The organism is Methylobacterium sp. BI1, assembly GCF_056680125.1.
The window spans coordinates 3500131-3521553 of sequence record NZ_CM155267.1 but is presented as its reverse complement, the minus strand read 5'-3'; the positions used below and the strand labels follow the sequence as shown (position 1 = coordinate 3521553).

The following is a 21423-nucleotide window of genomic DNA, read 5'->3' as shown; positions in this document are numbered from 1 at the left end:
GGGAAGAGGGCGCTCCCATCACACCATCCGCAGGCGCGGGCCCCGACGGACGAAACCGACGATGTCCTTGACCGCGTCGAGGGTCGGGGCCGCGATGGCCTCGGCGCGCTCGGCGCCGTCCGCCAGAACGGCGTCGATCTCGGCCGGATCGGCCACCAGGCGCTTCATCTCGGCGCCCAGCGGCGCCAGGGTCTCGACGGCGAGTTCGACCAGCGCACCCTTGAAGGCAGAGAACTGGGCGCCGCCGAAATCGCGCAGGACCTCCTCGCGCGTGATGTCCTTCAGGGCGGCGAAGATGCCCACCAGGTTGTCGGCCTCGGGGCGCCCGGCCAGACCCGCCACCTCGGAGGGGAGGGCGTCCGGGTCGGTCTTGGCCTTGCGCACCTTGGCGGCGATCGCATCGGCATCGTCCGTGAGGTTGATCCGCGAATTGTCGGAGGCATCCGACTTCGACATCTTCTTGGTGCCGTCGCGCAGGCTCATGACGCGCGCCGCCGGCCCGCCGATCAGCGGCTCGGTGACAGGAAAGAAGCCGGCCCCTTCGTCATGCCCATGGGCAGCGATCGACTGTGAAAAATCGTTGTTGAACTTCTGGGCGATGTCACGGGTCAGTTCGAGGTGCTGCTTCTGGTCCTCGCCCACGGGGACGTGGGTGGCGCGGTAGGCCAGGATGTCGGCCGCCATCAGCACCGGATAGTCGTAGAGACCGATCGAGGCGTTCTCCCGGTCCTTGCCGGCCTTGTCCTTGAACTGGGTCATGCGGTTGAGCCAGCCCAGCCGCGCGACGCAATTGAAGATCCAGGCGAGTTCGGCATGCTGAGGCACCTGGCTCTGGTTGAAGACGATCGAGCGCTTGGGGTCGATGCCGGCGGCGAGGAAAGCGGCAGTGACCTCACGGATCTGGCCCTTCAGCGCCGCCGGGTCCTGCCACAGGGTGATGGCGTGCAGGTCGACGACGCAGTAGAGGCACTGCGCATCCCGCGCCTGCATCTCGACGAAGCGCTTGATCGCGCCGAGATAGTTGCCGAGATGAAGGTTCCCGGTCGGCTGTACGCCCGAGAACACCAGTTCCTTGAACGCGCTCATCGCGGCGGGGTCCTCGTGCGGATTGCGGGAGAGCGGCTGCGGACGAAATTCCGCGCTGCCGAGCGCCGGTTTCTGGACGCCGCGCCGGAACCGGTCAAGACTTTGCGCTCCGCAGGCGCTCGCACGGGGTCGTTGGAACGAGACTCCGGCGCCGTTACGGCTCCCGGATCGCGCCGCCGCTCCCCGTCCGCGCCTGTCCTTCGGGGCAGAGGTCGAGGAGCACGCAGCGGGTGCAGGCCGGATTTCGGTGATGGCAGACTTTCTGCCCATGCAGCATCAGCACTTCGTGGTTGTCGTAGAGGGCCTGCGCGCTCCAGTCGGCGGGCATCTGCGCCCGCAGGATCGGATGGGACGGCCCGACGTCGACGCGGGGGCCGATCAGTCCGGTGCGCTGGGCGACGCGGTGGTGGTGGCTGTCCACCGGCAGGGCCGGCATCCGCAGGATGCTGAAGGAGAGCACCGCCGCACTCGTCTTCGGTCCGACCCCGGGGATCGCCTCGAGCCAGGCCCGGGCCTCGTCGACCGTCATGTCCTTCAGGAAGTCGAGCGTGAGCGCGCCATGGCGTGCCTGCACGGCGGAGAGGATGGCCTGGAGCCGCGGCGCCTTGAGTTCAGGCCAGGTCACCCCCGCGATGGTCGTCTCGATGTCGGAGACGGGCGCGGCCAGCATCTGGTCCCAGTCGGGGTAGCGCGCCCGCAGGGCCTTGAAAGCGCGGCCGGACTCGGCGTTGCGCGTCCGGTGGGAGAGGAGCGAGGAGACGAGTTCGCTCAATGGGTCGAGGCTGTGGAAGTAGGGGATCGGGCAGCCGTAGACCGGGCAGAGGCGGGCATGGATCGCCAACGCCTTGTCCGTCAGGGCGGGATCGACCGCGGCCGGTACGGCCTTTGGAGAGCGGGTCCGGCGGGGACGGGGGCCGGCGAGGTCGTGCCCTGATGCGATCGGCATACTGGAGGAATCGAGCCCGAGTCGTCGCGGTTCCCGAAGTCGACGCCAAGCCATGTCCGGACTGACGGATTGGACAAAGCGTAACGCGCCGGCCGGGCAGGGCGCCTTGCCTGATGCAGGGCAATGTGAAACCCTGACTGGGTCATCAAAGACGATACGGGAGAGCCCAGGTCGAGCGTTTCGGACTCAGAAGCCTTCGAACCATGGCGCCGACGGAGCAACCACCCCCGGAAACTCTCAGGCACAATCACCGTACCGTTGGACAATCTGGAGAGAGGCGCCTGAGGGCGTCCACCGAAGGAGAAATCCCGGACCGCAGCCGCGGTCAGGGAGAAGCTCTCAGGTAACCGCGACAGATGGGGGCAGCCGGAAACGCTCAATCGAGCTTCCGGAGGCTTTTCGTCGTGGAGTGATCCGATGTCCCCTGATGTTGCCCGCACGCCCCTGCATGCCCTGCACCTGCGTCACGGCGGTCGCATGGTCCCCTTCGCGGGCTACGCCATGCCGGTGCAGTACCCGGCCGGCTTGCTCAAGGAACATCTGCATACGCGGGCTCAGGCCGGCCTGTTCGACGTGTCGCATATGGGCCAGATCCGGCTCACCCCGCATTCGGGGGATGTCGACGATGCGGCGCGCGCCCTGGAAACCCTCCTGCCCATCGATGTCCTGGGCCTGGAGCCGGGCCGCCAGCGCTATGGGCTGCTCCTCGACGCGGCGGGCGGCATCCGCGACGACCTCATGGTCGCTCATTGCGGCGACAGCCTCTTCCTCGTGGTCAACGCCGCCAACAAGGTCGCCGACGAGGCCTATCTCCGCGCGCATCTCTCCGACACCTGTACGGTGACCGTGCTCGCCCGCGCCCTCGTCGCCCTGCAGGGCCCGGGCGCAGAGGCGGCCCTGGCACGCCTCGCACCGGAAGTGGCCGAGATGCGCTTCATGGACGTGCGGATGCTCGGGCTGCTGGGCGCCTCCGCCATCGTCACCCGCTCCGGGTATACCGGCGAGGACGGCTTCGAGATCTCGATACCGGAGGAGAAGGCGGAGGCCCTGGCCGAGGCGCTGCTGGGCGATCCCGCCGTGCTGCCGATCGGGCTCGGCGCCCGCGATTCGCTGCGGCTCGAAGCCGGGCTGTGCCTGCACGGCAACGACATCGACCCCGGTACCGAGCCGGTGGAGGCCGGGCTGTCCTGGGCCATTCCGAAAGTACGACGCCGTGGCGGAGCCCGGGCCGGCGGCTTTCCAGGTGCGGCGCTCATCCTCGATGCGCTGGAGGCCGGCCCGGCCCGCAAGCGCGTCGGATTGCGTCCCGACGGGCCCGCTCCAGTGCGAGCGAGCGCACCGCTCTTCGCCGATGAGACCGGCGCGGCGGTCGGCCACGTGACCTCCGGTGGTTTCGGGCCGAGCCTTCAGGCGCCGATCGCCATGGGCTACCTGCCGGCCGCGCTCGCCGCCCCCGGCACCCGCGTCTTCGCCGAGGTTCGCGGCAAGCGCCTCGCCGTCACGGTCTCGGCCCTGCCCTTCGTTCCGGCAGGCTTCAAGCGCGCCTGATCGGGCCCGTTCCGTCCCCCTAGCCACCAACCAATCCCCCCATTTGCCAACAATCAGGAGAGAGCGATGCGGAAGTTCACGGACGAGCACGAGTGGCTGGACTGCGCCGGCGACGTCGCCACGGTGGGCATCACCACCAACGCCGCCGAACAGCTCGGGGATCTCGTCTTCATCGAGTTGCCGAAGGTCGGCGCGAAATTGACGAAGGGCGAGGCCGCCGCCGTGGTCGAGTCGGTGAAGGCGGCCTCCGACGTCTACGCGCCGGTCTCCGGCGAAGTCACCGAGGTCAACGACGCTGCGGTGGCCGACCCGTCCAGCGTCGGCGCCGACCCGCAGGGGGCCGGCTGGCTCTACCGCATCCGCCTCGACGATCCGGCCAGCCTCGACGGGCTGATGGACGAGACCGCCTACGCGGACTTCGCGAAGTAACGCGCGCAGACCCCAAACCCTCCCCTTCCGCGATGGAGGATACTTCGCGGAAGGGGCCGGGGAGGGGACGATCTCTCCGGATACGGGGCTTGCCGCTCCCGACCCGCTTCGCGGGCCACCCTCTCTCACGGAAGGGAGAGGGTGCGTCGGCGCAGTCCAGATCCCTCACGAGCCGAGGTCCCCCATGACCACCGATCGCTACGACCCCTATGACTTCGCCAACCGCCGGCACATCGGCCCGACCACGCAGGAAATCGATGCGATGCTCGGCATCGTCGGCGCCGAGACCCTGCATGCCCTGATGGACGAGACCCTGCCGGCCGACATCCGGCAGGAGGAGCGTCTCGATTTCGGGGTCGCCATGACCGAGCGTCGGGTGATCGAGCACATGCGGGGCATCGCCGACAAGAACCGGCTCCTCGTCTCGCTGATCGGGCAGGGCTACCACGGCACCACCATGCCGCCGGTGATCCAGCGCAACATCTTCGAGAACCCGGCCTGGTACACCGCCTACTCGCCCTACCAGCCCGAGATCAGCCAGGGCCGGCTCGAGGCACTCCTGAACTACCAGACCCTGGTCTGCGACCTGACCGGCCTCGACATCGCCAACGCTTCGCTCCTCGACGAGGCCACCGCCGCGGCGGAGGCCATGGGCATGGCCCAGCGCATCTCTGCCCATGGAAAGACCGCCTTCTTCGTCGATGCCGAGTGCCTGCCCCAGACTATCGCGGTGCTGCGCACCCGCGCCGCGCCTTTGGGCTGGACCATCGTGGTCGGCGATCCCGCCGGAGACCTCGACCCCGCCCAGGTCTTCGGGGCGATCTTCCAGTATCCCGGCGTCTGCGGCGGCATTCGCGACCTGACGCAGCCCATCGCAGCCCTGCACGCCGCCGGCGCGGTCGCCGTCATGGCCGCGGATCCGCTCGCGCTCACCCTCCTGAAGTCCCCGGGCGAGATGGGCGCCGACATCGCCATCGGCTCCATGCAGCGCTACGGCGTGCCGATGGGCTATGGCGGCCCGCACGCGGCCTACATGGCGACCCGCAACGCACACAAGCGCACCCTGCCGGGCCGCCTCGTCGGGGTCTCGGTGGATGCCCGCGGCAACCGGGCCTACCGCCTCGCCCTCCAGACCCGCGAGCAGCACATCCGCCGCGAGAAGGCGACCTCGAACATCTGCACCGCGCAGGTGCTGCTCGCGGTCATCGCGGGCATGTACGCGGTCTTCCACGGCCCGCGCGGCCTGAAGGCCATCGCGGCCCGGGTCCACCGCGACGCCGTGCGCCTTGCCGGCGGCCTCGAGGCCCTCGGCTTCACGGTGGAGCCGGAGCACTTCTTCGACACGATCACCGTGCGGGTCGGCGCGTTCCAGAGCCTGATCCTCGGACAGGCGGTGGCCAACGGCGTCAACCTGCGCAAGGTGGGCGACGACCGCATCGGCATCACGGTGGACGAGCGCACCCGGCCCGACATCCTCCAGGCCGTCTGGCGCGCCTTCGGGGCGACGGACCCGGCCTATGACGAGGCCTGGCCGGAGAGCCGCCTGCCCGCCGGGCTGGTGCGGACCTCGCCCTACCTGACGCACCCGATCTTCCACATGAACCGGGCCGAGAGCGAGATGACGCGCTACATGCGCCGCCTCGCCGACCGGGACCTGGCGCTGGACCGGGCGATGATCCCGCTCGGCTCCTGCACGATGAAGCTCAACGCCACCGCCGAGATGCTGCCGATCTCCTGGCCGGAATTCTCGGAGATCCATCCCTTTGTCCCGGCGGACCAGGCGCTCGGCTACCGCGCGCTCATCGACGACCTGTCCGACAAGCTCTGCGCCATCACCGGCTACGACGCGATCTCGATGCAGCCGAATTCCGGGGCGCAGGGCGAGTATGCCGGGCTGCTGGCCATCCGGGCCTATCACCTGTCGCGGGGCGACGCGCACCGGACCGTCTGCCTGATCCCGTCCTCGGCCCACGGCACCAACCCCGCTTCGGCGCAGATGTGCGGCATGAGCGTCGTGGTGGTGGGCGCCGACGCGCAGGGCAACGTCGATCTCGACGATTTCTGCCGGAAGGCCGAACAGCATTCCGAGAATCTCGCCGCCTGCATGATCACCTATCCGTCCACCCACGGGGTGTTCGAGGTGCAGGTCCGCGCGATCTGCGACATCGTCCACGGCCATGGCGGACAGGTCTATCTCGACGGGGCCAACCTGAACGCCCTGGTGGGCCTCGCCCGCCCCGGCGACATCGGGGCCGACGTCAGCCATCTCAACCTGCACAAGACCTTCTGCATCCCCCACGGCGGCGGCGGCCCCGGCATGGGTCCGATCGGCGTCAAGGCGCACCTGATCCCGTTCCTGCCCTCCGACCCGCGGACCGGCGCGGAGGGGGCGGTCTCGGCCGCGCCCTACGGCTCGGCTTCGATCCTGCCGATCTCCTGGAGCTACTGCCTGCTCATGGGCGGGCGCGGCCTGACCCAGGCGACCCGCATCGCCATCCTGAACGCCAACTACATCGCGGCCCGCCTGAAGGGCGCCTACCCGGTGCTGTATTCCGGCGCCAACGGCCGCGTGGCGCACGAGTGCATCATCGACGTGCGGCCGTTCCAGAAGAGCGCGGGCGTGAGCGTCGACGACATCGCCAAGCGCCTGATCGATTGCGGCTTCCACCCACCGACCATGTCCTGGCCGGTGGCCGGCACCCTGATGATCGAGCCCACCGAATCCGAGACCAGGGGCGAGATCGACCGCTTCTGCGACGCCATGCTGGCGATCCGCGAGGAGATCCGCGCCATCGAGGACGGGCGGTTGGACCGGGCCAACAATCCCCTGAAGCACGCGCCCCATACGGTGCGGGACCTCGTGGGCACCTGGGAGCGCCCTTATTCCCGCGAGGCGGCCTGCTTCCCGAGCGGAAGCCTGGGGATGGACAAGTACTGGCCCCCGATCAACCGCGTCGACAACGCCTACGGCGACCGCAACCTCGTCTGCGCCTGCCCGCCGGTGGAGGCCTACAGCGAGGCGGCGGAGTAGGCGCCGTCCAGCGCGCTCCCGGCCCATGCGGGACGGGAGCGCCTTTCCGCGTGGCAGCCACGCGCCGGAGCCCTCGGCCTATCGCCAGTCGGGCAGCGTGATCGTCACCATCTTCCCGGTCAGAGGATCAAAGATCGTCACTGTCATGACAGCCTCCGCTGGAACAGCCAAGGCATAGTCTTTTTCAGGATTGTGGCTGGAACTTGACTTTACAAAGATCAACCCGCGCCGATGCTGTTGATAGCTGTGGAATACATCCCAGCGCCCCCTCGTGATCGATTTCCCCAGTCCGCCGCCGGTCCGGATCGGCGGGGCAGGACGCCGCGGACGGACGGGCCGCAGCGCAGCCATCCGCCCCAGTCTCTGCGCCATGGATCAGACGGCTTTGACGTCAATCCCATAAACGTCTAAGATTAACATCAAATCAATACGGCAGGAAAAAATATCTATATCAATTGTCAGTCGTATTGATCGCCACGGAGGCGCCGCACGAACTGATATTCGGGTTCGAAGATGGCGCACTCCGTTGGCGAAGACGCTGGAGGATACGCCTGTGACCCCTTCCCCCTTCATCCACCTCGACCTCGTGCGCCTGCCGGATGGCCGCGTGGGCGCCGTCGTCGGCGTCTGGAACCTGGGCGAAGCCTACGAGGTCGACGTGGGCAACACCCGTGAGACCTGGTCCGCGGACGATCTGGCCCCCACCGACTAGGGCGCCGGCCACAGGGCGTCCGATCCCGCGAGACCGAAAGAGTCCCGGCCCACGCACGCCCCGTCTCATCACCCAACCAAAATCGTAGAAAAACCAAGGGAGGCACAGCGATGCCCAAGACGGCGATGTATGTCCTGCAAGGCGTGGATCCGGCGGTGATCGCGGCCGCACCGTTCGACGTGAAAGTGGTCGAGGTCTACACCGATGACGGGCGGATGTTCACGCCGACCGAGGTGAAGCAGATGGGCGGCGGCCCGGGGCAGGCCCTGCTCCTGGGCTATTTCAGCCTCGGGGAGGCCGAGGCCTACCGGGACTACTTCGCCACGATCCCGAGCGAAGCGCTCGGGCCGGAGGATCCGAAATGGGCGGGCGATTTCGAGGTCGCCTATTGGACGCCGGCGTGGAAGGCGGTCGCCGAAGCCTCCATCGATCGGATTGTCAAGGCGGGCTATGACGGCATCTACTTCGACGTGGTCGATGCGTTCGAATTGCCCTGGTCGCAGGCGCATGCCCCCGGCGGAGACGCCGCCGGTGCGATGCGGACGCTGGTCCAGGAGCTGAGCGCCTATGCCAAGGCGCAGGCCCCGACCTTCAAGGTCTGGGTCAACGGAGCCGAAGACCTGTTGACGGATAAAGCCTACGTCGACAGCATCGACGGGTTGTTCAAGGAGAACCTCTTCTACAACGATGACGGTTCCGCGAAGCAGCCCGCCGCCGAGACGCAGGCGAGCCTGGAGCATCTCAAGATCGCCCAGGCTGCCGGCAAGGACGTCGTCGCGATCGAGTACGTGACCGGCGCGCAGAAGGTCGCCGATGTCCATGCCAAGGCCGAGGCGGCCGGGATGGGCAGCTACGTCGCTAAGCTGGATCTCGTCGGCGTCGACACCGAGGGGGTCCTTCCGGGGCAGGTCCTGCACGATGACGGCCTCGGCAGTGCGGCGGCTCCGCCCGATCCGGTCCTGCCTACACCGCCCTCCGCCACACCGCCCGCCGCTACGCCACCCGCCGCCGAGGACGACTCCACCGCACCGGCCGGACCCGACCACCACGCCGTTCGGCACCAGGGCCACGGGGACCATGCGGGCAGCCATGGCCACCACGCGCTCGTGAGCGAAGCCGGTGCCGACAGCTTCGTGTTCGCGGATGAGGTTCCGGGACCGCGGGATCCGGCCGCTGACCTGCGCGTCGAGGCCATGGCCATGATGGCCGGAGCCCCGGAGCCCGGACTGCACGGGGCCGGCAATTCCGCAGCCGGGACCGATCCTGGCGCCCAGGGGGAGTTCGTCCCACACCATACCCCACATCTAGGGCCGGACCATCACGACATCCCGCTCTACTGAGCGGGACGCCGCGCATCAGCCCGGGTGGCCGGGGATCTGCGGCGGAAGCCGAGGGACCGGAGGGGCGGCCCGGCTCGCCTTGGCCACAGCGATCGTGCCGCCGTCGAGGGCGACGAAGCGGATGCCCCCGCCGCGCAGGGTGTCGACCACGAGGCGGTAGCTGCGCCGGGTGACGTCCTGCGGCTCCAGCTCGATGCGCTTGATCGTCGAGATCGAGAGTCCGCTCTCCAGGGCGAGATCGGACATCGACCAGTTGAGCAGGGCGCGCGCGGCTCGGAGATGATCGGGTGTCAGACTCCCGGTCGTGGCGATGTCGCTCTCCACTGACAGCAGAGCCGACCTGCCGAGCTTCTCGCAGAGGGTCGAGAACACGATCTCACCAAGGCGCTTCTGCAATTCGTCCTCGAGGCCCACCATATCGGCGGCGGCGAGCGAGGCCGTTTGCGCGTCGCCATCTACCGGACCGCACCCTTCAGTGAGGGTTTGCGGCGCGCCGGTCCGGGCCCGGTTCAGGTTTTCCAGCCAAACAAGCGTGGGTTCAGTGTAGGGCATTTTTGCCACTTTAGGTTGCAAAGTCAGGGCAGCATGCGAAGTGAGTCTGCAACGTCCGCACCGTGCCGGAGCAGCAAACACAACCGCACTTGCGGCGACAGATCGAAAAGTCCTTCGCCGAACATTCGAAGTCCGTCCCGCTGATGCATCGCGCTTCTAACGATTGTTTGCAGGCGAGGAACAACTTACTGAAATTCTTTCAAATGACAGAATCTGTCAAATCTTCGCAATATTGATATGCCGGCGCACGATCCTGATAGACAGGCCCGATCGCGCATCGAGCCGCGAGCGATGAACGATGCGATCTCGGCGGCCCGACACGCCTCCGGGCCGCTCCGAACGCCTCAGAAGGCGCGGCTGATACGGCGGGTTTCCGTGGGCGTGCAGCCGTACTGGCGCCGGTAACGCTGGCCGAAATCGCCCATATGGACGAAGCCCCAGGAGCGGGCGATGTCGGCGACGGACAGGGACGCCTTGGCGGGCGAAGTCAGGTCCTGATGGGCCCGCGCCAAGCGCAATTCGAGGATGACCTGGACCGGTGTGCGGCCCAGGTCGCGGCGGAACCTGTCCTGAAGCGAGCGTACGCTGATCCCCGCCACCGCCGCGATGTCGGCGAGGGTCAGGGCCCGCGAAAGATTCGCTTCGATGTAATCGAGCGCCCGCCCGAGGTTGCGGGAGGGGATCTCCTGCGCCTTGGCCGGTGCGGGGGTGGCGCGCCGGGGCCAGGCCGACAACAGCTGGTAGCTCAGGACCTCCCTGAGCAGCGGCAAGGTCAGGTCATCGTTGCAATCGACTCCCTGGGTCTGCTGCTGGACCCGCTGCAGCGTGAGAAACAGAGCCGTCATGGCCGGGGTCGCCACGGCGGCCGTGGGCGCGAGATCCGGCAGAGTGCCGTGGCTACTGCCCGTCAGGGCCGCGTGGGCGGCCATCAGCACCTCGACGCTGAACGTCCCGCTGATCGCGCTGAACGCTCCGATGGCCTGGACCTCCCGCAGGTCGCTGAAATTGACGAGGGTCGCATGGGTCGGAATGCCATCGACGTCGCCGGACCGGCGCCGATAGACGATGTGGCCGCTCGTCACGAAGCGGATCGTGATCAGCTGTGCGTTGTACTTGGGTTCCGTCACGAAGCCGCTGGATGAGCGGGTCTCCCACAGGCTGAAGGCCTTGCTCTGCGTCCCTGCGATCGCGATGTCGGGCGCGGTCGAACGCAGGATGTCGAAATTGACCGCGAGTCCGCCGCGATCGTTGAACAACTGGAGCTGTCGCATCGAGGCGATGCTGGCGACGAACCGCCCCTGGGAGCGCCAGGTGACCGGCTCGGGACGCGTATGACCCGTCATCGCAACTTGCCTGATGCCCCCACCGTCCGCCAGGTCCGGCAGCGCTCCCCGGTCGGAAAGCGCACCGGTGCGTCGCTCCTGTTAGGGGAGATGCTTCCGATCACGCAAATGATTTGCGCAAAATCTGATGGGTAAAGTGAACCGTGTGCAGCGTCAGATCCAGCTTCGACCAATATCGAACGCAAAAATCGAGCGCTGTTTACTGAAATCCTGAGTTGCAGACCGTTGACGAGATTGATCCAGCTTGGTCCATCAACTCTCCGCACCTACCCTGCGTAGGTCGCGCCGCTGGATTACCGGCCCAAAAAATCTCAGATCCAGAAAGCCCGCCCCCTGGAAATCTCGGCCTGGAAGGGGTCCAAGGTCAGGCCCCACGCTGACGAGCCTCGCCATGCCGGCAATGCGCTACACGATCCTTCCGACCCCCATCGGTCCGCTGGTCCTCGCAGGACCGGACGAACGGCTCGCCTGCATCGGCTTTCCGCGCGGCAAGGGCGCGGTGACGCCGGACACGGACTGGCACCGGGACGACACCGCCTTCGCTCCGGCGCGCGTCCAGCTCGAAGCCTATTTCGATGGGCGCCTCACCCGCTTCGACCTCGCCCTCGCACCACGGGGCACGCCGTTCCAGCACGCGGTCTGGCAGGCGCTCGCCGAGATCCCGCCGGGGGAAACGGTCAGCTACGGCGAACTCGCCCGTCGGATCGGGCGGCCGGGTGCCAGCCGCGCCGTGGGGGCGGCCAACGGTGCCAATCCCCTGCCCATCGTCGTGCCGTGCCACCGGGTCATCGGCGCTGGCGGAGCCCTGACGGGCTTCGCCGGCGGCCTCGACATCAAGCGCTTCCTGCTGACCCTGGAAGGCGGCTGGCGCGCCGCACGCCCCGAACAGCCCAGCCTGTTCTGAAAAGGGCGGCGCACCGTGGATGCCATAAGGCTCCTGTGGCCGATCTGGTCCCCTTCAGGCATTGCCTCGCTCGTTAGGCCCCTGAGTGGCCTCGCCACGGCCGCGGTGCTGGCGACGGTCAACACCGCGATCGATGCCGAAGGCGGGCTACCGGACCAGCGCCCCCCCGGGAGACAGGGCCTCATAGACTTTCACCGCACCGCGCCGATCGCATGCTTCGATCGGCTCGGCCGCCGCCTCCCGGCCTCATGAACTTGGCGGAAGACGATGACTGCGCCCCCGGCCTCCTGGCGCCGGAGACGCCGGGAGGCCCGGCCGGACGCGGTCCGGGCCTGACCGCCCGCTACTTCGGCAGGGCGTAGATGTTCACGTCGAGCTTTTCGTCGGCCTTGTCGTTCAGGTCCGTGACGTATTCCTCGATGAACTTGTCCTGCACGACGATGTCCTTGGCATCGAGGTAGGCGGTCAGGGTCTCGTAGGTGCCGTCGATCTCGTCGTAGGAGCCCTTGTGCGGGAAGCGCAGGGCGCGGCCGCTCGGCGTGGTGCCGAAGCGCAGGCCGTCGGCCTCCGCCGGCTTGGGATCCGGCATCGCGGCGATCGGGATCATCGCGTCGTACTGGAAGCCGTCATCGTCGGTCTTGGCGAAGACGGCGATCGGCCGGCCCACGGCCTGGATCCCGGCCTTGGCGAGGTCGGCCTCGATCCGCTGGAACGCGGCCTTGAGGCTCGGCACCGCCTCCTCCCACTTCGTCCGCCCGGCGAGGATCGCCGCGGGCTTCGCCGGCAGCGAAACCTCGTCGACGTCGTTGGCGTCGCCGGGGGTCGCCACCAGGGTCTGGCGCGGTCCGGCCGGCGGCGTGGCGGAGGGCGCCGTCCCGGCCTGGGCCGGCACCGGGATGTCCGCCGTGCCGGGCGTCTTCGGATCGGGATTGGTGGTGGTCGGCAGCGGGTTGGCCGCGGCCGGCGGCGTGGCGGGTTGGGCCAGGGCGGGATTCCCGGCGCAGGCAGCCGAGAGAGCGACGCATCCGGCGAGCACCATGGCGAGCGACGTGAAGCTTGGTCGGATCAAGGCGGTGGCTCCGGATCGGCGCGGGGCGCGTCGAATCGCACGCTCCCGGGCCCGTGGGGAGAAGTTAGGCGCGATGTTCCCGCCCGGCGAGCCGTCCCGGGTGCCGCGCCGCACGAAGGCGGCAGGGCGCGGCCCTTCTGCAACGCAGCCGCGGCGCCGGGCCCCGTGCGTGCGCGGTCGCTATGCCCTATAGCCCCACCAGGGCCGGGCGCCCTCGCGGGGGTCCATCGACCCGCGCGATCTCGAACACCCCGGACGCACGACATAGAGACAAGGCGGCATGAGCGAGCTTGCCCATCGACGGTTCCTGAAGATGCACGGAGCCGGAAACCAGATCGTGGTGCTGGACCTACGCGGCACGCCGACGCAGGTCACGGCCGGAGAGGCGCGTGCCATCGCGGCCTATCCGCGCTCGGCCTTCGACCAGCTCATGGTCATCCACGATACCCGCACGCCCGGCACCGACGCGTCCCTGCGGATCTACAACACCGACGGTTCGGAAGCCGGCGCCTGCGGGAACGGCACCCGCTGCGTCGCCTACGCGATGCTCGACGATCCGGCCATGGCCCGGCCGGCCGAGAGCGGCCGGCTCCTTCTCGAGACCCGCGGCGGGCTCGTGGGCGTCAAGCGCGTCGCCGAGCGCTCCTTCACCGTCGACATGGGCCGGCCGAAGCTGGCCTGGGCCGAGATCCCCCTGGCCGAGCCGTTCCAGGATACCCGCCGGATCGAACTCCAGATCGGCCCGATCGACGATCCGGTGCTGCACTCGCCGAGCGTCGTGAACATGGGCAACCCGCACGCGGTGTTCTTCGTGGACCGCGATCCCGACACCTACGATCTCGCCCGCATCGGCCCCATGCTGGAGAACCACCCGATCTTCCCGGACCGTGCCAACATCTCGGTCGCCCAGGTCCTGGGACCCGACCGGATCAAGCTGCGGGTCTGGGAGCGCGGTGCCGGGCTGACGCTGGCCTGCGGTACCGCCGCCTGCGCCACGGTGGTGGCCGCTTCGCGCCTGCGGATGATCGGCCGGGGCGCCACCGTGAGCCTGCCCGGCGGCGACCTCGTCATCGAGTGGCGCGCCGACGACCATGTCCTGATGACCGGCCCGGTGGCCCTGGAATGGGACGGCAGCTTCCCGCCGGAGATCTTCCTGGCCGAAGGCGCCCCCTGAGATGGCCGTCGAGACCCTGACCTTCGGCTGCCGCCTCAACACCGTCGAGTCCGAGGTGATGCGCGGCCATGCGGCGGCGGCGGGGGCCTCCGCGGACCTCGTCATCGTCAACACCTGCGCGGTCACGGCCGAGGCCGGGCGCCAGGCCCGCAAGGCCATCCGCAAGCTCGCCCGCGAACGTCCCGATGCCGAGATCGTGGTCACTGGCTGCGGCGCCCAAGTGGAGACCGACGCCTATGCGGCGATGCCGGAGGTGGCGCGCCTCGTCGGCAATGACGCCAAGGGCCGGGCCGAGACCTGGTCCCGTCCGGTCCGGCCGGAAGCGCGCGCCGCCGTCGACGACATCATGGCGGTGCGCCACGCCACGCCGACCCGGATCGCCGGCATCGCTGGGCAGACCCGCGCCTTCGTCCCCGTCCAGAACGGCTGCGATCATCGCTGCACCTTCTGCGTCATCCCGTTCGGGCGCGGAAACTCGCGCTCGGTGCCGGTCCGGGACGTGGTCGACCAGGTGGCCCGCATCGTCGAGGCCGGCGGACACGAGGTGGTGCTCACCGGGGTCGACCTGACCGCTTATGGACGTGACCTCGACGCGACCCCGGGCCTTGGATACCTGATACAGACCCTCCTCGCGCAGGTGCCCGGCCTTGCCCGCTTGCGCCTCTCCTCCATCGATTCCATCGAGGCCGACGCGGCGCTGATGGCGGCGATCGCCGACGAGGCGCGGCTGATGCCGCATTTTCACCTCTCCCTCCAGGCCGGCGACGACCTTATCCTGAAGCGGATGAAGCGGCGGCATGCTCGCGCCGACGCGATCCGATTCTGCAACATGGTCAGGGCCTTGCGCCCCGGCGCCGTCTTCGGGGCCGACCTGATCGCGGGCTTCCCCACCGAGACCGAGGCGCAGTTCGCCCGCTCCCTCGAACTCGTGGCGGAATGCGGCCTGACCCATCTCCACGTCTTCCCATACTCGTCCCGCCCCGGCACCCCGGCGGCCCGGATGCCGCCCGTCCCCGGCGACGTCATCCGGGACCGCGCCGCCCGCCTGCGGGCCACCGGCGACGCCGCCCTCGCGGCCCATCTCGCCGGCGAAGTGGGCCATACCCGCCGGGTCCTGACCGAGCGGGGCGGTCTCGGACGCACGGAAGCATTCACGCCGGTCCGGCTTGCACCGGAGACATCACCCGGGATCTTCGCAGACGTGACGATCATCGGGCACGACGACCGGGCACTCATCGCCGCCTGAGAGGATCGCAGCCGATCGGTCAGCTAAGCGAGGTCCGTTCCCGCGAGCCCGCACACCGCCAATCCCGTCTGCATGTGCCCCGGAGCCGGCGCCTCGACCCGGATCGGGGGCTTCTTTGGGTAGAGCGGGAGCTGGAGCGCTCGGGCATGCAACTGGAGGCCCGGTCCGCCACTGCGGGGAGCGGTGCCGTAGATCGGGTCGCCGAGGATGGGAAAGCCCATCGCGGCGCAGTGGACGCGCAGCTGATGCGTCCGCCCGGTGACCGGCGCGAGCGCGAGCCAGGTCAGGCCGCCGCCGCGCCCGAGCACCGTGAAACGGGTGAGGGCGGCATCGCCCGCCGGGTCGACCTTCATCCACCAGGAGCGGGAATCCTCGGAGCGCCGCGCCAGGGGCAGGGCGATCTCGCCGGCCTCGGTCTCGGGACCTCCCTCGACCAGAGCCCAATAGGTCTTCTCGACCGTGCCGGTCGCGGCGAAGAGCTTGTTCAAGCGGGCCAGGGCCTTGGCGTGGCGTCCGAGGGCGAGGCAGCCCGAGGTATCGCGATCCAGGCGATGGGCTGCCTCCGGACGGCGGGGCAGACCGAAGCGCAACGCATCGAGATGATCGGTGAGGGTTTCCCCGCCCTTTGGGCCGGGATGGACCGGCAAACCTGCCGGCTTGTCGATGACGAGCACAAGGGCATCGCGGTAGAGGAGGCGCGCGCCTATGTCTGTTACGAGGGCATCGGCTGGGGGCATGGCCCTGCGCTAACCATGCCGGGTCCGGGGAGCAAGCGGGAATGAACGAAGACAAGAGGCCGGGCTGGCTGCTGCGCAAGATGTTCGGCACCAAGGAGGAGGAGCGGCCTGCTCCGGTGCCGGTCCAACCGCCGGACCCCAAACCGGTCGCAAAGCCCGTCGTCGAGCCGGTGGTCGAACCGGCCACGCTACCTGTCGACTCCCCTGCCTCGCTGTCCGAGGGCCAACCGGATTTCGCCACGGCCGCGACGGACGTCTCCCACGTCCCGCCACCGCCCGGCGAGCCGGGCGAGGCGACACCGGACAAGAACGCGATCCCGGACGAACTCGAGGGTGCCGACCTCCAGCCCGTGGAGGGCGCGGTGGAGCGCCCGCCCGCCGGAACCGCCGGCGACGATCCCGCAAGGGGGGCCGAGGCCGCCGACTCGACGAGCCAAGCCTTCGCGCCGGAGCCGGCTCAGGCAGTCCCACTCGCGCCTCTGCCCGGACCTGAGCCAGAACCCGAAGTCGAGACCCAGATTTTCATGCCGGAGCCCGACGCGGCTTCCGAGGATCCCAAGCGCGGCTGGTGGAGCCGCCTGACGGGCGGCATGAAACGCACGTCCTCGGCCCTGACCGAGCGCGTCACCGGCCTCTTCACCAAGCGCAAGCTCGATGCCGACACCCTGGAGGAACTCGAGGACGCCCTGATCCAGGCCGATTTCGGCATCGAGACGGCGACCCGGATCTCGGAGGCCGTCGGCAAGGGCCGCTACGAGAAGGGCATTTCTCCGGATGCGGTCCGCGAGATCCTGGCGACGGAGGTGGAGCGCGCGCTCACGCCCGTGGCGATTCCCTTCCGCATCGATGCCTCGAAGAAGCCTTTCGTGATCCTGATGATCGGGGTCAACGGCGCGGGCAAGACCACCACCATCGGCAAGCTCGCCCTGAAGCTCAAGGCGGAAGGGCACTCCCTGATGCTGGCCGCCGGCGACACCTTCCGGGCTGCCGCGATCGAGCAGCTCAAGGTCTGGGGCCAGCGCACGCAGACACCGGTCATCGCCCGGGCGCAGGGTGCGGACGCGGCGGGTCTCGCTTTCGACGCCTACGAGGCAGCCAAGGCGCAGGGGACCGACGTACTCCTCATCGACACGGCGGGCCGCCTGCAGAACAAGGCGGGCCTGATGGCGGAACTGGAAAAGATTCTCCGGGTGATCCGCAAGATCGATCCGGAAGCGCCCCACGCGGTGCTCCTCGTTCTGGACGCTACCGTGGGCCAGAACGCCCTGAGTCAGGTCGAGCTGTTCTCGAAGGCCGCGAACGTGACCGGCCTCGTCATGACCAAGCTCGACGGCACCGCCCGTGGCGGCATCCTGGTGGCACTTGCCGCCAAGTTCGGCCTTCCGGTGCACTTCATCGGCATCGGCGAGGGTGTGGAGGACCTGGAGCCCTTCGCGGCTCGGGACTTCGCCCGGGCCATCGCGGGCCTGGATGCCGGGTGAGGCGACGCTCGCCCTGAAGCGCCGTGTCACGGCAAGCCGTCGCCCGGAACCCTATATGACGGACACCATGCAGATCGAAGCCATCCCCCCACGCCGCCATCTTCCCCCGCTTCTGAAGCTCGCCCTCGAGCTCGGGCCGCTGATGGTGTTCTTCTTCGGCAATGCCTATGCCGAACGCCTTGGCGTCCACCCGGACCAGAAGCTGTTCGTGGCCACGGGCGCCTTCATCGCCGCCACCGTGGCCGCCCTGGCGGTCCATTATACGCTGATGCGGCGCCTGCCCATCATGCCCCTGGTTTCGGGCGTGGTGGTGGTCGTGTTCGGAGGCCTGACTCTGGCGCTCCAGGACAAGACCTTCATCATGATGAAACCGACCATTGTGAACACGCTGTTCGGCCTCGTGCTGCTCGGGGGCCTCGCCTTCGGCAAGTCCCTGCTCTCGGTCGTACTGGATTCGATGTTCGCCCTCACGGAGGATGGATGGCGTAAGCTGACCTTCCGCTGGGGGGTGTTCTTCCTCTTCCTGGCGGTGATCAACGAGGTGGTCTGGCGGACTCAGACGGAGGATTTCTGGGTCAGCTTCAAAGTCTTCGGCATCATGCCGCTGACCATCGCCTTCGCCTTGGCCCAGACCCCACTCCTCCTGCGCCATGAGCGCAAGGAGCCGGATACGGGGCCCGCCTGATATCGCGCGAAACCGGCGGCGTTCCTCAGCCCTCGCCGAGGATGCGGCCATACTCGGCTTCAGGTACGCCGTAGGACGCTCCAGCGACCGCTAGGAGCGCGGCACGATCACGAATTCCGATGCCGCCCCGGCGCATCTTCAGGGCGCCCGCGAGTTCGAGCACGCGCAGCCCGGTCGTGACGCCTGCACGCCGGACGCCGAGCATCAGTGAAAGCGTCTCGTGCGTCAGCGGCAGATCCTCCCGATCGGCCCGGTCGTGACACATCAGGAGCCAGCGGGCGAGGCGCTGCTCGATGGTGAAATGTGCATTGCAGAGACCGGCCTGCGCCAGTTGAACGGCGTAGAACTGCGCGTATCGCAGAAAGTAGGCGTGCAGCGCCCGGCTCTCGGCCAGGGCGGTTCGGAACACCTCCGCCTCGATCCGAAGGGTCCGGCACGGCACCTGAACCAAGGCGGTGTGCGGCGTCCTGTCGACGCCGTTGAGCAGGGCGAGACCGATCATACCCTCCGGCCCGACGATCCCGGCCTCCGATTGTACGCCGTCAGGTGCATGCGCAATCACCGAGATCATGCCCGGCTCCGGAAAATGCACGGCGGCGATCGGCTCGCCCGGGACTTCCAGCACGGCACCTTGCTCGAATGAGCAACGGACCAGCGATGGCCGTAGTCGCTCGAACTCATGCGGCAGCAACGCACGAAGGAGGCGATTGCGAACTTCGGATTGAACAATGGTCGACGTCACAACCCCGGCAATCAATAAGCGGGCGTGCAAACGCAAGGTCACCCGCAGCCCAGACTTACCGCGGGCGACAGAGCGGACATGCCATATCGATGTTGCATTGTGAAGAGAACAACGAGTTGTATTTCGGTTCGTTACCAGACGAAGCAATTATCTAGAAATTTAAATCGTCCTCTTGAGAACCAAAATCACGGCTTATATCTATCCATAATATATATTTTCTTTAAGATATATCGATACAACTCATAAATTCGGCGCTCTACCCTCGATTGCTGTGCCTTCTTCGGGCTTCGGGAGCACCGTTTTGGTGGTGCTGGCCACGAAATATCTGCGTGAGTTCCCACTGCCTTCAGCGGCGTCGGCACTCGGAAACGGGTCTTCAGACAGCGGACCAAGAGGCGGAGATGTTTCCGCAAGAACACGAACCTCGCGGCACCGTCCAACCCTCGCGTGGTGTGAAGACCCTCAGGTAATCACCGGATGAAACCGCCATGCCTCACTACTTCATGAATATCCGGGACCGAGATACATTGATCCGCGACTTCGAGGGCGATGTCCTACCGGGCTTGCCGGAGGCCCGGGCTCTCGTCGAACAGACGGTTCGCGACATTCGCGATCGCCCGGAGACCTATGGTGATCCAAAAATTTGGGAGAGCCGCAGCTTCGAAGTCACGGATTCTTTCGGTAACATTCTGCTCGAAATCGCGTTTTCTACCGTGCGATAGCGTACATTCCGGCGCAGGGGCAGACCTAGCTTAGCCCGCAAATTGTACGACATAGTACAGACGCCCTCTGGTGCAGTTCCTTAAGACCTAGATCCGGCTATGAGAGACGTCTGTCCCTCTGTCCGAGCAGCAAGACGTTCGATGGCTGCTCTATCGAGCCGCTACGTTTCATGCCGGTGCCGTCACAGCGATACGTTCGAAATCACCTCCTCAGCATCCTCAGTCCTGATGATTTTGAGGCGATCCAATCCGTTGCCGAAGGCGTCGCGTTGGGGCGCCGAGACATCCTGATCGCCGCCAACAAGTCGATCACGCACGTCTATTTCCTCGAATCGGGCATCGCCTCGGAGGTTGCCGCTACGCCCGAGGGCCGACGGATCGAGGTGTGTATCACCGGGCCCGAGGGGATCGTCGGGGTCCCACTGCTCCTCGATGTCGACCGGACACCCCACGAGACCTTCGTACAGATCGAGGGGGACGCCGTGCGGGTCGAAGCCGCGGCATTCCGGCGCCTCATCGAGGAACGGCGGGTCCTCAGAGGGATCTTCGCGCATTACGCCTATGTGGCCCATCTGCAGACTGCCGGCACCGCGCTCTCCAACGGCAGCCACACACTGGAGGAGCGCCTCGCACGCTGGCTCCTGATGTGCCACGATCGGGTGGACGGAGACGAATTCCCCGTCACCCACGAGTTCCTCTCGACGATGCTCGGCGTGCGCCGCCCTGGCGTGACGACGGCGATCCATAGTCTGGAGGGCGCCGGCATGATCAAGGCACGGCGTTCGCATGTCCAGGTGCTGGACCGCGACAAGCTCAAGGCTGCGGCAGGGGACAGCTACGGCGTGCCGGAGACGGAATATCGCCGCCTGCTGCCGGCCGGGCGCTGAGCGCCCGTCGAGTCATCGAGGGGCGGCGGTCGCCGATCCGATGGATCGGATCTTGTCCAGCACACCGGGATAGCTCTCCGGGGTCAGAATTCCGACGAGCTTGTCGCGGATGGTACCATCCGGTCCGATGATGAAGGTCTCGGGGACACCGTAGACGCCGAAATCGATCCCGGTTCGTCCCTCCGTATCGAGGCCCACGGCCTGGAATGGAACGCCGTTCCGGGTCAGGAAACGGCGCCCATTCTCCGACGTGTCCTTGTAGTCGATGCCGACCAAGTGGACGCCAGGCTCGCGCGCCAATCGCATGAGCTGTGGATGCTCGATCTGGCAGGGCGCGCACCACGAAGCCCAGAAGTTGACCACCGTGACCTTGCCGAGGAGGTCGGCATGGGAGAGGCCGGGAACGGGCGCCCCCTGGGCAACCAGGCCCGGCATCGCCGGAAGGGTGAAGGTTGGGGCCGGCTTGCCGATCAGGGCGGAGGGAATGGCGGCGGGATCGGCGCCCGAGCGCAGGCGCAGAAAGAAGATCCCGGCGAGAACCGCGAAGGTGACGAGCGGCAGGATGACCAGCAGCGAACGCCGGACCGGTTCCGGGGTCTGCGCCGAGGGTTGCGGAGCGCTCACGCGCGGACTCCCGACCCGTCTTGCACCTCGCCCTGCAGGCGATCCAGCTCCCGCTTCCGGGCGCGATGATCGCGTAGCGCATGGAGAATGAGCCCGCCGATCACCACAGCGGTGAAGGCATAGGCGCCGAGGATGTAGCCGGCGTGCTGGCCAAGGGTCATGGGT

At 67.7% G+C, this 21423-nt stretch carries 22 protein-coding genes and 1 riboswitch; of the genes, 12 read left to right on the top strand and 10 right to left on the bottom strand.

Going from position 1 to position 21423, the window contains the following annotated elements; translation table 11 throughout:
* Positions 1–18: 18 nt before the first annotated feature.
* Both trpS and AC1MGR_RS16595 read right to left on the bottom strand, forming a co-directional pair.
* On the bottom strand, positions 19–1086 hold the full coding sequence (trpS, locus tag AC1MGR_RS16600; protein WP_108037287.1) for a tryptophan--tRNA ligase: 1068 nt from the start codon (positions 1084–1086) through the stop codon (positions 19–21).
* A gap of 154 nt (positions 1087–1240) precedes the next feature.
* Positions 1241–2032 carry an endonuclease III domain-containing protein gene (locus AC1MGR_RS16595; RefSeq protein ID WP_480232297.1) on the bottom strand — a complete coding sequence of 264 codons (792 nt, stop codon included), beginning with the start codon at positions 2030–2032 and terminating at the stop codon, positions 1241–1243.
* Between the two features lie 257 nt (positions 2033–2289).
* A riboswitch (glycine riboswitch) is annotated at positions 2290–2398 on the top strand.
* A gap of 51 nt (positions 2399–2449) precedes the next feature.
* Between AC1MGR_RS16595 and gcvT the strand changes: the two genes are divergently transcribed.
* The 3 genes from gcvT (at position 2450) to gcvP (ending at position 7040) form a co-directional block, all read left to right on the top strand.
* Positions 2450–3580: a glycine cleavage system aminomethyltransferase GcvT gene (gcvT, locus tag AC1MGR_RS16590; RefSeq protein ID WP_480232296.1), complete on the top strand. Its 1131-nt coding sequence runs from the start codon at positions 2450–2452 to the stop codon at positions 3578–3580.
* 66 nt (positions 3581–3646) lie between these two features.
* Positions 3647–4009 carry a glycine cleavage system protein GcvH gene (gene gcvH / locus AC1MGR_RS16585; RefSeq protein ID WP_480232295.1) on the top strand — a complete coding sequence of 121 codons (363 nt, stop codon included), beginning with the start codon at positions 3647–3649 and terminating at the stop codon, positions 4007–4009.
* A gap of 184 nt (positions 4010–4193) precedes the next feature.
* Positions 4194–7040, top strand: coding sequence for an aminomethyl-transferring glycine dehydrogenase (gene gcvP / locus AC1MGR_RS16580; protein ID WP_480232294.1), 2847 nt, complete (start codon positions 4194–4196; stop codon positions 7038–7040).
* Between the two features lie 78 nt (positions 7041–7118).
* Here gcvP and AC1MGR_RS16575 read toward each other — a convergent pair whose 3' ends face one another.
* Positions 7119–7391 carry a hypothetical protein gene (locus AC1MGR_RS16575; protein WP_480232293.1) on the bottom strand — a complete coding sequence of 91 codons (273 nt, stop codon included), beginning with the start codon at positions 7389–7391 and terminating at the stop codon, positions 7119–7121.
* 202 nt (positions 7392–7593) lie between these two features.
* Between AC1MGR_RS16575 and AC1MGR_RS16570 the strand changes: the two genes are divergently transcribed.
* Together AC1MGR_RS16570 and AC1MGR_RS16565 are read left to right on the top strand one after the other, a co-directional pair.
* Positions 7594–7752 carry a tudor domain-containing protein gene (locus tag AC1MGR_RS16570; RefSeq protein WP_181259689.1) on the top strand — a complete coding sequence of 53 codons (159 nt, stop codon included), beginning with the start codon at positions 7594–7596 and terminating at the stop codon, positions 7750–7752.
* A gap of 110 nt (positions 7753–7862) precedes the next feature.
* Positions 7863–9092: a glycoside hydrolase family 191 protein gene (locus tag AC1MGR_RS16565; RefSeq protein ID WP_480232292.1), complete on the top strand. Its 1230-nt coding sequence runs from the start codon at positions 7863–7865 to the stop codon at positions 9090–9092.
* Between the two features lie 15 nt (positions 9093–9107).
* On the opposite strand, the gene AC1MGR_RS16560 is transcribed toward AC1MGR_RS16565, so the two are convergent.
* Both AC1MGR_RS16560 and AC1MGR_RS16555 read right to left on the bottom strand, forming a co-directional pair.
* Positions 9108–9509 carry a helix-turn-helix domain-containing protein gene (locus AC1MGR_RS16560; protein WP_480232291.1) on the bottom strand — a complete coding sequence of 134 codons (402 nt, stop codon included), beginning with the start codon at positions 9507–9509 and terminating at the stop codon, positions 9108–9110.
* A 479-nt stretch (positions 9510–9988) separates the two neighbouring features.
* The gene (locus tag AC1MGR_RS16555) at positions 9989–10987 is read right to left on the bottom strand and encodes a helix-turn-helix domain-containing protein (protein ID WP_108037273.1); all 999 of its coding nucleotides are present in this window, start codon (positions 10985–10987) and stop codon (positions 9989–9991) included.
* Between the two features lie 391 nt (positions 10988–11378).
* Here AC1MGR_RS16555 and AC1MGR_RS16550 point away from each other — a divergent pair, with 391 nt between their 5' ends.
* Positions 11379–11891, top strand: a complete 513-nt coding sequence (locus tag AC1MGR_RS16550; protein ID WP_480232290.1) for a methylated-DNA--[protein]-cysteine S-methyltransferase — start codon at positions 11379–11381, stop codon at positions 11889–11891.
* 343 nt (positions 11892–12234) lie between these two features.
* Here the strand turns inward: AC1MGR_RS16550 and AC1MGR_RS16545 are convergent, their stop codons facing one another.
* Positions 12235–12930, bottom strand: coding sequence for a GyrI-like domain-containing protein (locus AC1MGR_RS16545; RefSeq protein ID WP_480234821.1), 696 nt, complete (start codon positions 12928–12930; stop codon positions 12235–12237).
* 310 nt (positions 12931–13240) lie between these two features.
* On the opposite strand from AC1MGR_RS16545, the gene dapF reads away from it, so the two are divergent.
* Positions 13241–14134, top strand: a complete 894-nt coding sequence (gene dapF / locus AC1MGR_RS16540) for a diaminopimelate epimerase (RefSeq protein WP_480232289.1) — start codon at positions 13241–13243, stop codon at positions 14132–14134.
* A 1-nt stretch (position 14135) separates the two neighbouring features.
* A complete protein-coding gene (gene mtaB / locus AC1MGR_RS16535; RefSeq protein WP_480232288.1) occupies positions 14136–15380 on the top strand; it encodes a tRNA (N(6)-L-threonylcarbamoyladenosine(37)-C(2))-methylthiotransferase MtaB in 1245 nt (414 codons plus the stop codon).
* 23 nt (positions 15381–15403) lie between these two features.
* Here the strand turns inward: mtaB and AC1MGR_RS16530 are convergent, their stop codons facing one another.
* Complete coding sequence (locus AC1MGR_RS16530; RefSeq protein WP_480232287.1) at positions 15404–16117, bottom strand: RluA family pseudouridine synthase; 714 nt, start codon at positions 16115–16117, stop codon at positions 15404–15406.
* A 41-nt stretch (positions 16118–16158) separates the two neighbouring features.
* Here AC1MGR_RS16530 and ftsY point away from each other — a divergent pair, with 41 nt between their 5' ends.
* Both ftsY and AC1MGR_RS16520 read left to right on the top strand, forming a co-directional pair.
* Complete coding sequence (gene ftsY / locus AC1MGR_RS16525) at positions 16159–17598, top strand: signal recognition particle-docking protein FtsY (protein WP_480232286.1); 1440 nt, start codon at positions 16159–16161, stop codon at positions 17596–17598.
* A 67-nt stretch (positions 17599–17665) separates the two neighbouring features.
* On the top strand, positions 17666–18283 hold the full coding sequence (locus tag AC1MGR_RS16520; RefSeq protein WP_108037478.1) for a septation protein A: 618 nt from the start codon (positions 17666–17668) through the stop codon (positions 18281–18283).
* Between the two features lie 25 nt (positions 18284–18308).
* Here AC1MGR_RS16520 and AC1MGR_RS16515 read toward each other — a convergent pair whose 3' ends face one another.
* Positions 18309–19061, bottom strand: a complete 753-nt coding sequence (locus tag AC1MGR_RS16515; RefSeq protein ID WP_480232285.1) for a Crp/Fnr family transcriptional regulator — start codon at positions 19059–19061, stop codon at positions 18309–18311.
* A gap of 452 nt (positions 19062–19513) precedes the next feature.
* Between AC1MGR_RS16515 and AC1MGR_RS16510 the strand changes: the two genes are divergently transcribed.
* Both AC1MGR_RS16510 and AC1MGR_RS16505 read left to right on the top strand, forming a co-directional pair.
* Positions 19514–19747 (top strand): DUF6894 family protein, encoded by a 234-nt coding sequence (locus tag AC1MGR_RS16510; protein WP_480232284.1) that lies wholly within the window; start codon positions 19514–19516, stop codon positions 19745–19747.
* A gap of 269 nt (positions 19748–20016) precedes the next feature.
* Positions 20017–20634, top strand: a complete 618-nt coding sequence (locus AC1MGR_RS16505) for a Crp/Fnr family transcriptional regulator (RefSeq protein WP_480232283.1) — start codon at positions 20017–20019, stop codon at positions 20632–20634.
* Between the two features lie 12 nt (positions 20635–20646).
* Here AC1MGR_RS16505 and AC1MGR_RS16500 read toward each other — a convergent pair whose 3' ends face one another.
* A complete protein-coding gene (locus tag AC1MGR_RS16500) occupies positions 20647–21258 on the bottom strand; it encodes a DsbE family thiol:disulfide interchange protein (protein ID WP_480232282.1) in 612 nt (203 codons plus the stop codon).
* A complete protein-coding gene (ccmD, locus tag AC1MGR_RS16495; protein ID WP_480232281.1) occupies positions 21255–21419 on the bottom strand; it encodes a heme exporter protein CcmD in 165 nt (54 codons plus the stop codon). Before ccmD ends, AC1MGR_RS16500 begins: the two co-directional genes overlap by 4 nt.
* Between the last annotated feature and the right edge of the window lie 4 nt (positions 21420–21423).

Coding starts and splice junctions, on each gene's coding strand:
- ftsY (WP_480232286.1), top strand. CDS start 16,159: ATGAACGAAGACAAGAGGCCGGGCTGGCTGCTGCGCAAGATGTTCGGC.
- AC1MGR_RS16560 (WP_480232291.1), bottom strand. CDS start 9,509: ATGGTGGGCCTCGAGGACGAATTGCAGAAGCGCCTTGGTGAGATCGTG.
- AC1MGR_RS16545 (WP_480234821.1), bottom strand. CDS start 12,930: ATGGTGCTCGCCGGATGCGTCGCTCTCTCGGCTGCCTGCGCCGGGAAT.
- mtaB (WP_480232288.1), top strand. CDS start 14,136: ATGGCCGTCGAGACCCTGACCTTCGGCTGCCGCCTCAACACCGTCGAG.
- gcvP (WP_480232294.1), top strand. CDS start 4,194: ATGACCACCGATCGCTACGACCCCTATGACTTCGCCAACCGCCGGCAC.
- gcvH (WP_480232295.1), top strand. CDS start 3,647: ATGCGGAAGTTCACGGACGAGCACGAGTGGCTGGACTGCGCCGGCGAC.
- trpS (WP_108037287.1), bottom strand. CDS start 1,086: ATGAGCGCGTTCAAGGAACTGGTGTTCTCGGGCGTACAGCCGACCGGG.
- AC1MGR_RS16555 (WP_108037273.1), bottom strand. CDS start 10,987: ATGACGGGTCATACGCGTCCCGAGCCGGTCACCTGGCGCTCCCAGGGG.
- gcvT (WP_480232296.1), top strand. CDS start 2,450: ATGTCCCCTGATGTTGCCCGCACGCCCCTGCATGCCCTGCACCTGCGT.
- ccmD (WP_480232281.1), bottom strand. CDS start 21,419: ATGACCCTTGGCCAGCACGCCGGCTACATCCTCGGCGCCTATGCCTTC.
- AC1MGR_RS16565 (WP_480232292.1), top strand. CDS start 7,863: ATGCCCAAGACGGCGATGTATGTCCTGCAAGGCGTGGATCCGGCGGTG.
- AC1MGR_RS16575 (WP_480232293.1), bottom strand. CDS start 7,391: ATGGCTGCGCTGCGGCCCGTCCGTCCGCGGCGTCCTGCCCCGCCGATC.
- AC1MGR_RS16530 (WP_480232287.1), bottom strand. CDS start 16,117: ATGCCCCCAGCCGATGCCCTCGTAACAGACATAGGCGCGCGCCTCCTC.
- dapF (WP_480232289.1), top strand. CDS start 13,241: ATGAGCGAGCTTGCCCATCGACGGTTCCTGAAGATGCACGGAGCCGGA.
- AC1MGR_RS16595 (WP_480232297.1), bottom strand. CDS start 2,032: ATGCCGATCGCATCAGGGCACGACCTCGCCGGCCCCCGTCCCCGCCGG.
- AC1MGR_RS16520 (WP_108037478.1), top strand. CDS start 17,666: ATGCAGATCGAAGCCATCCCCCCACGCCGCCATCTTCCCCCGCTTCTG.
- AC1MGR_RS16510 (WP_480232284.1), top strand. CDS start 19,514: ATGCCTCACTACTTCATGAATATCCGGGACCGAGATACATTGATCCGC.
- AC1MGR_RS16550 (WP_480232290.1), top strand. CDS start 11,379: ATGCCGGCAATGCGCTACACGATCCTTCCGACCCCCATCGGTCCGCTG.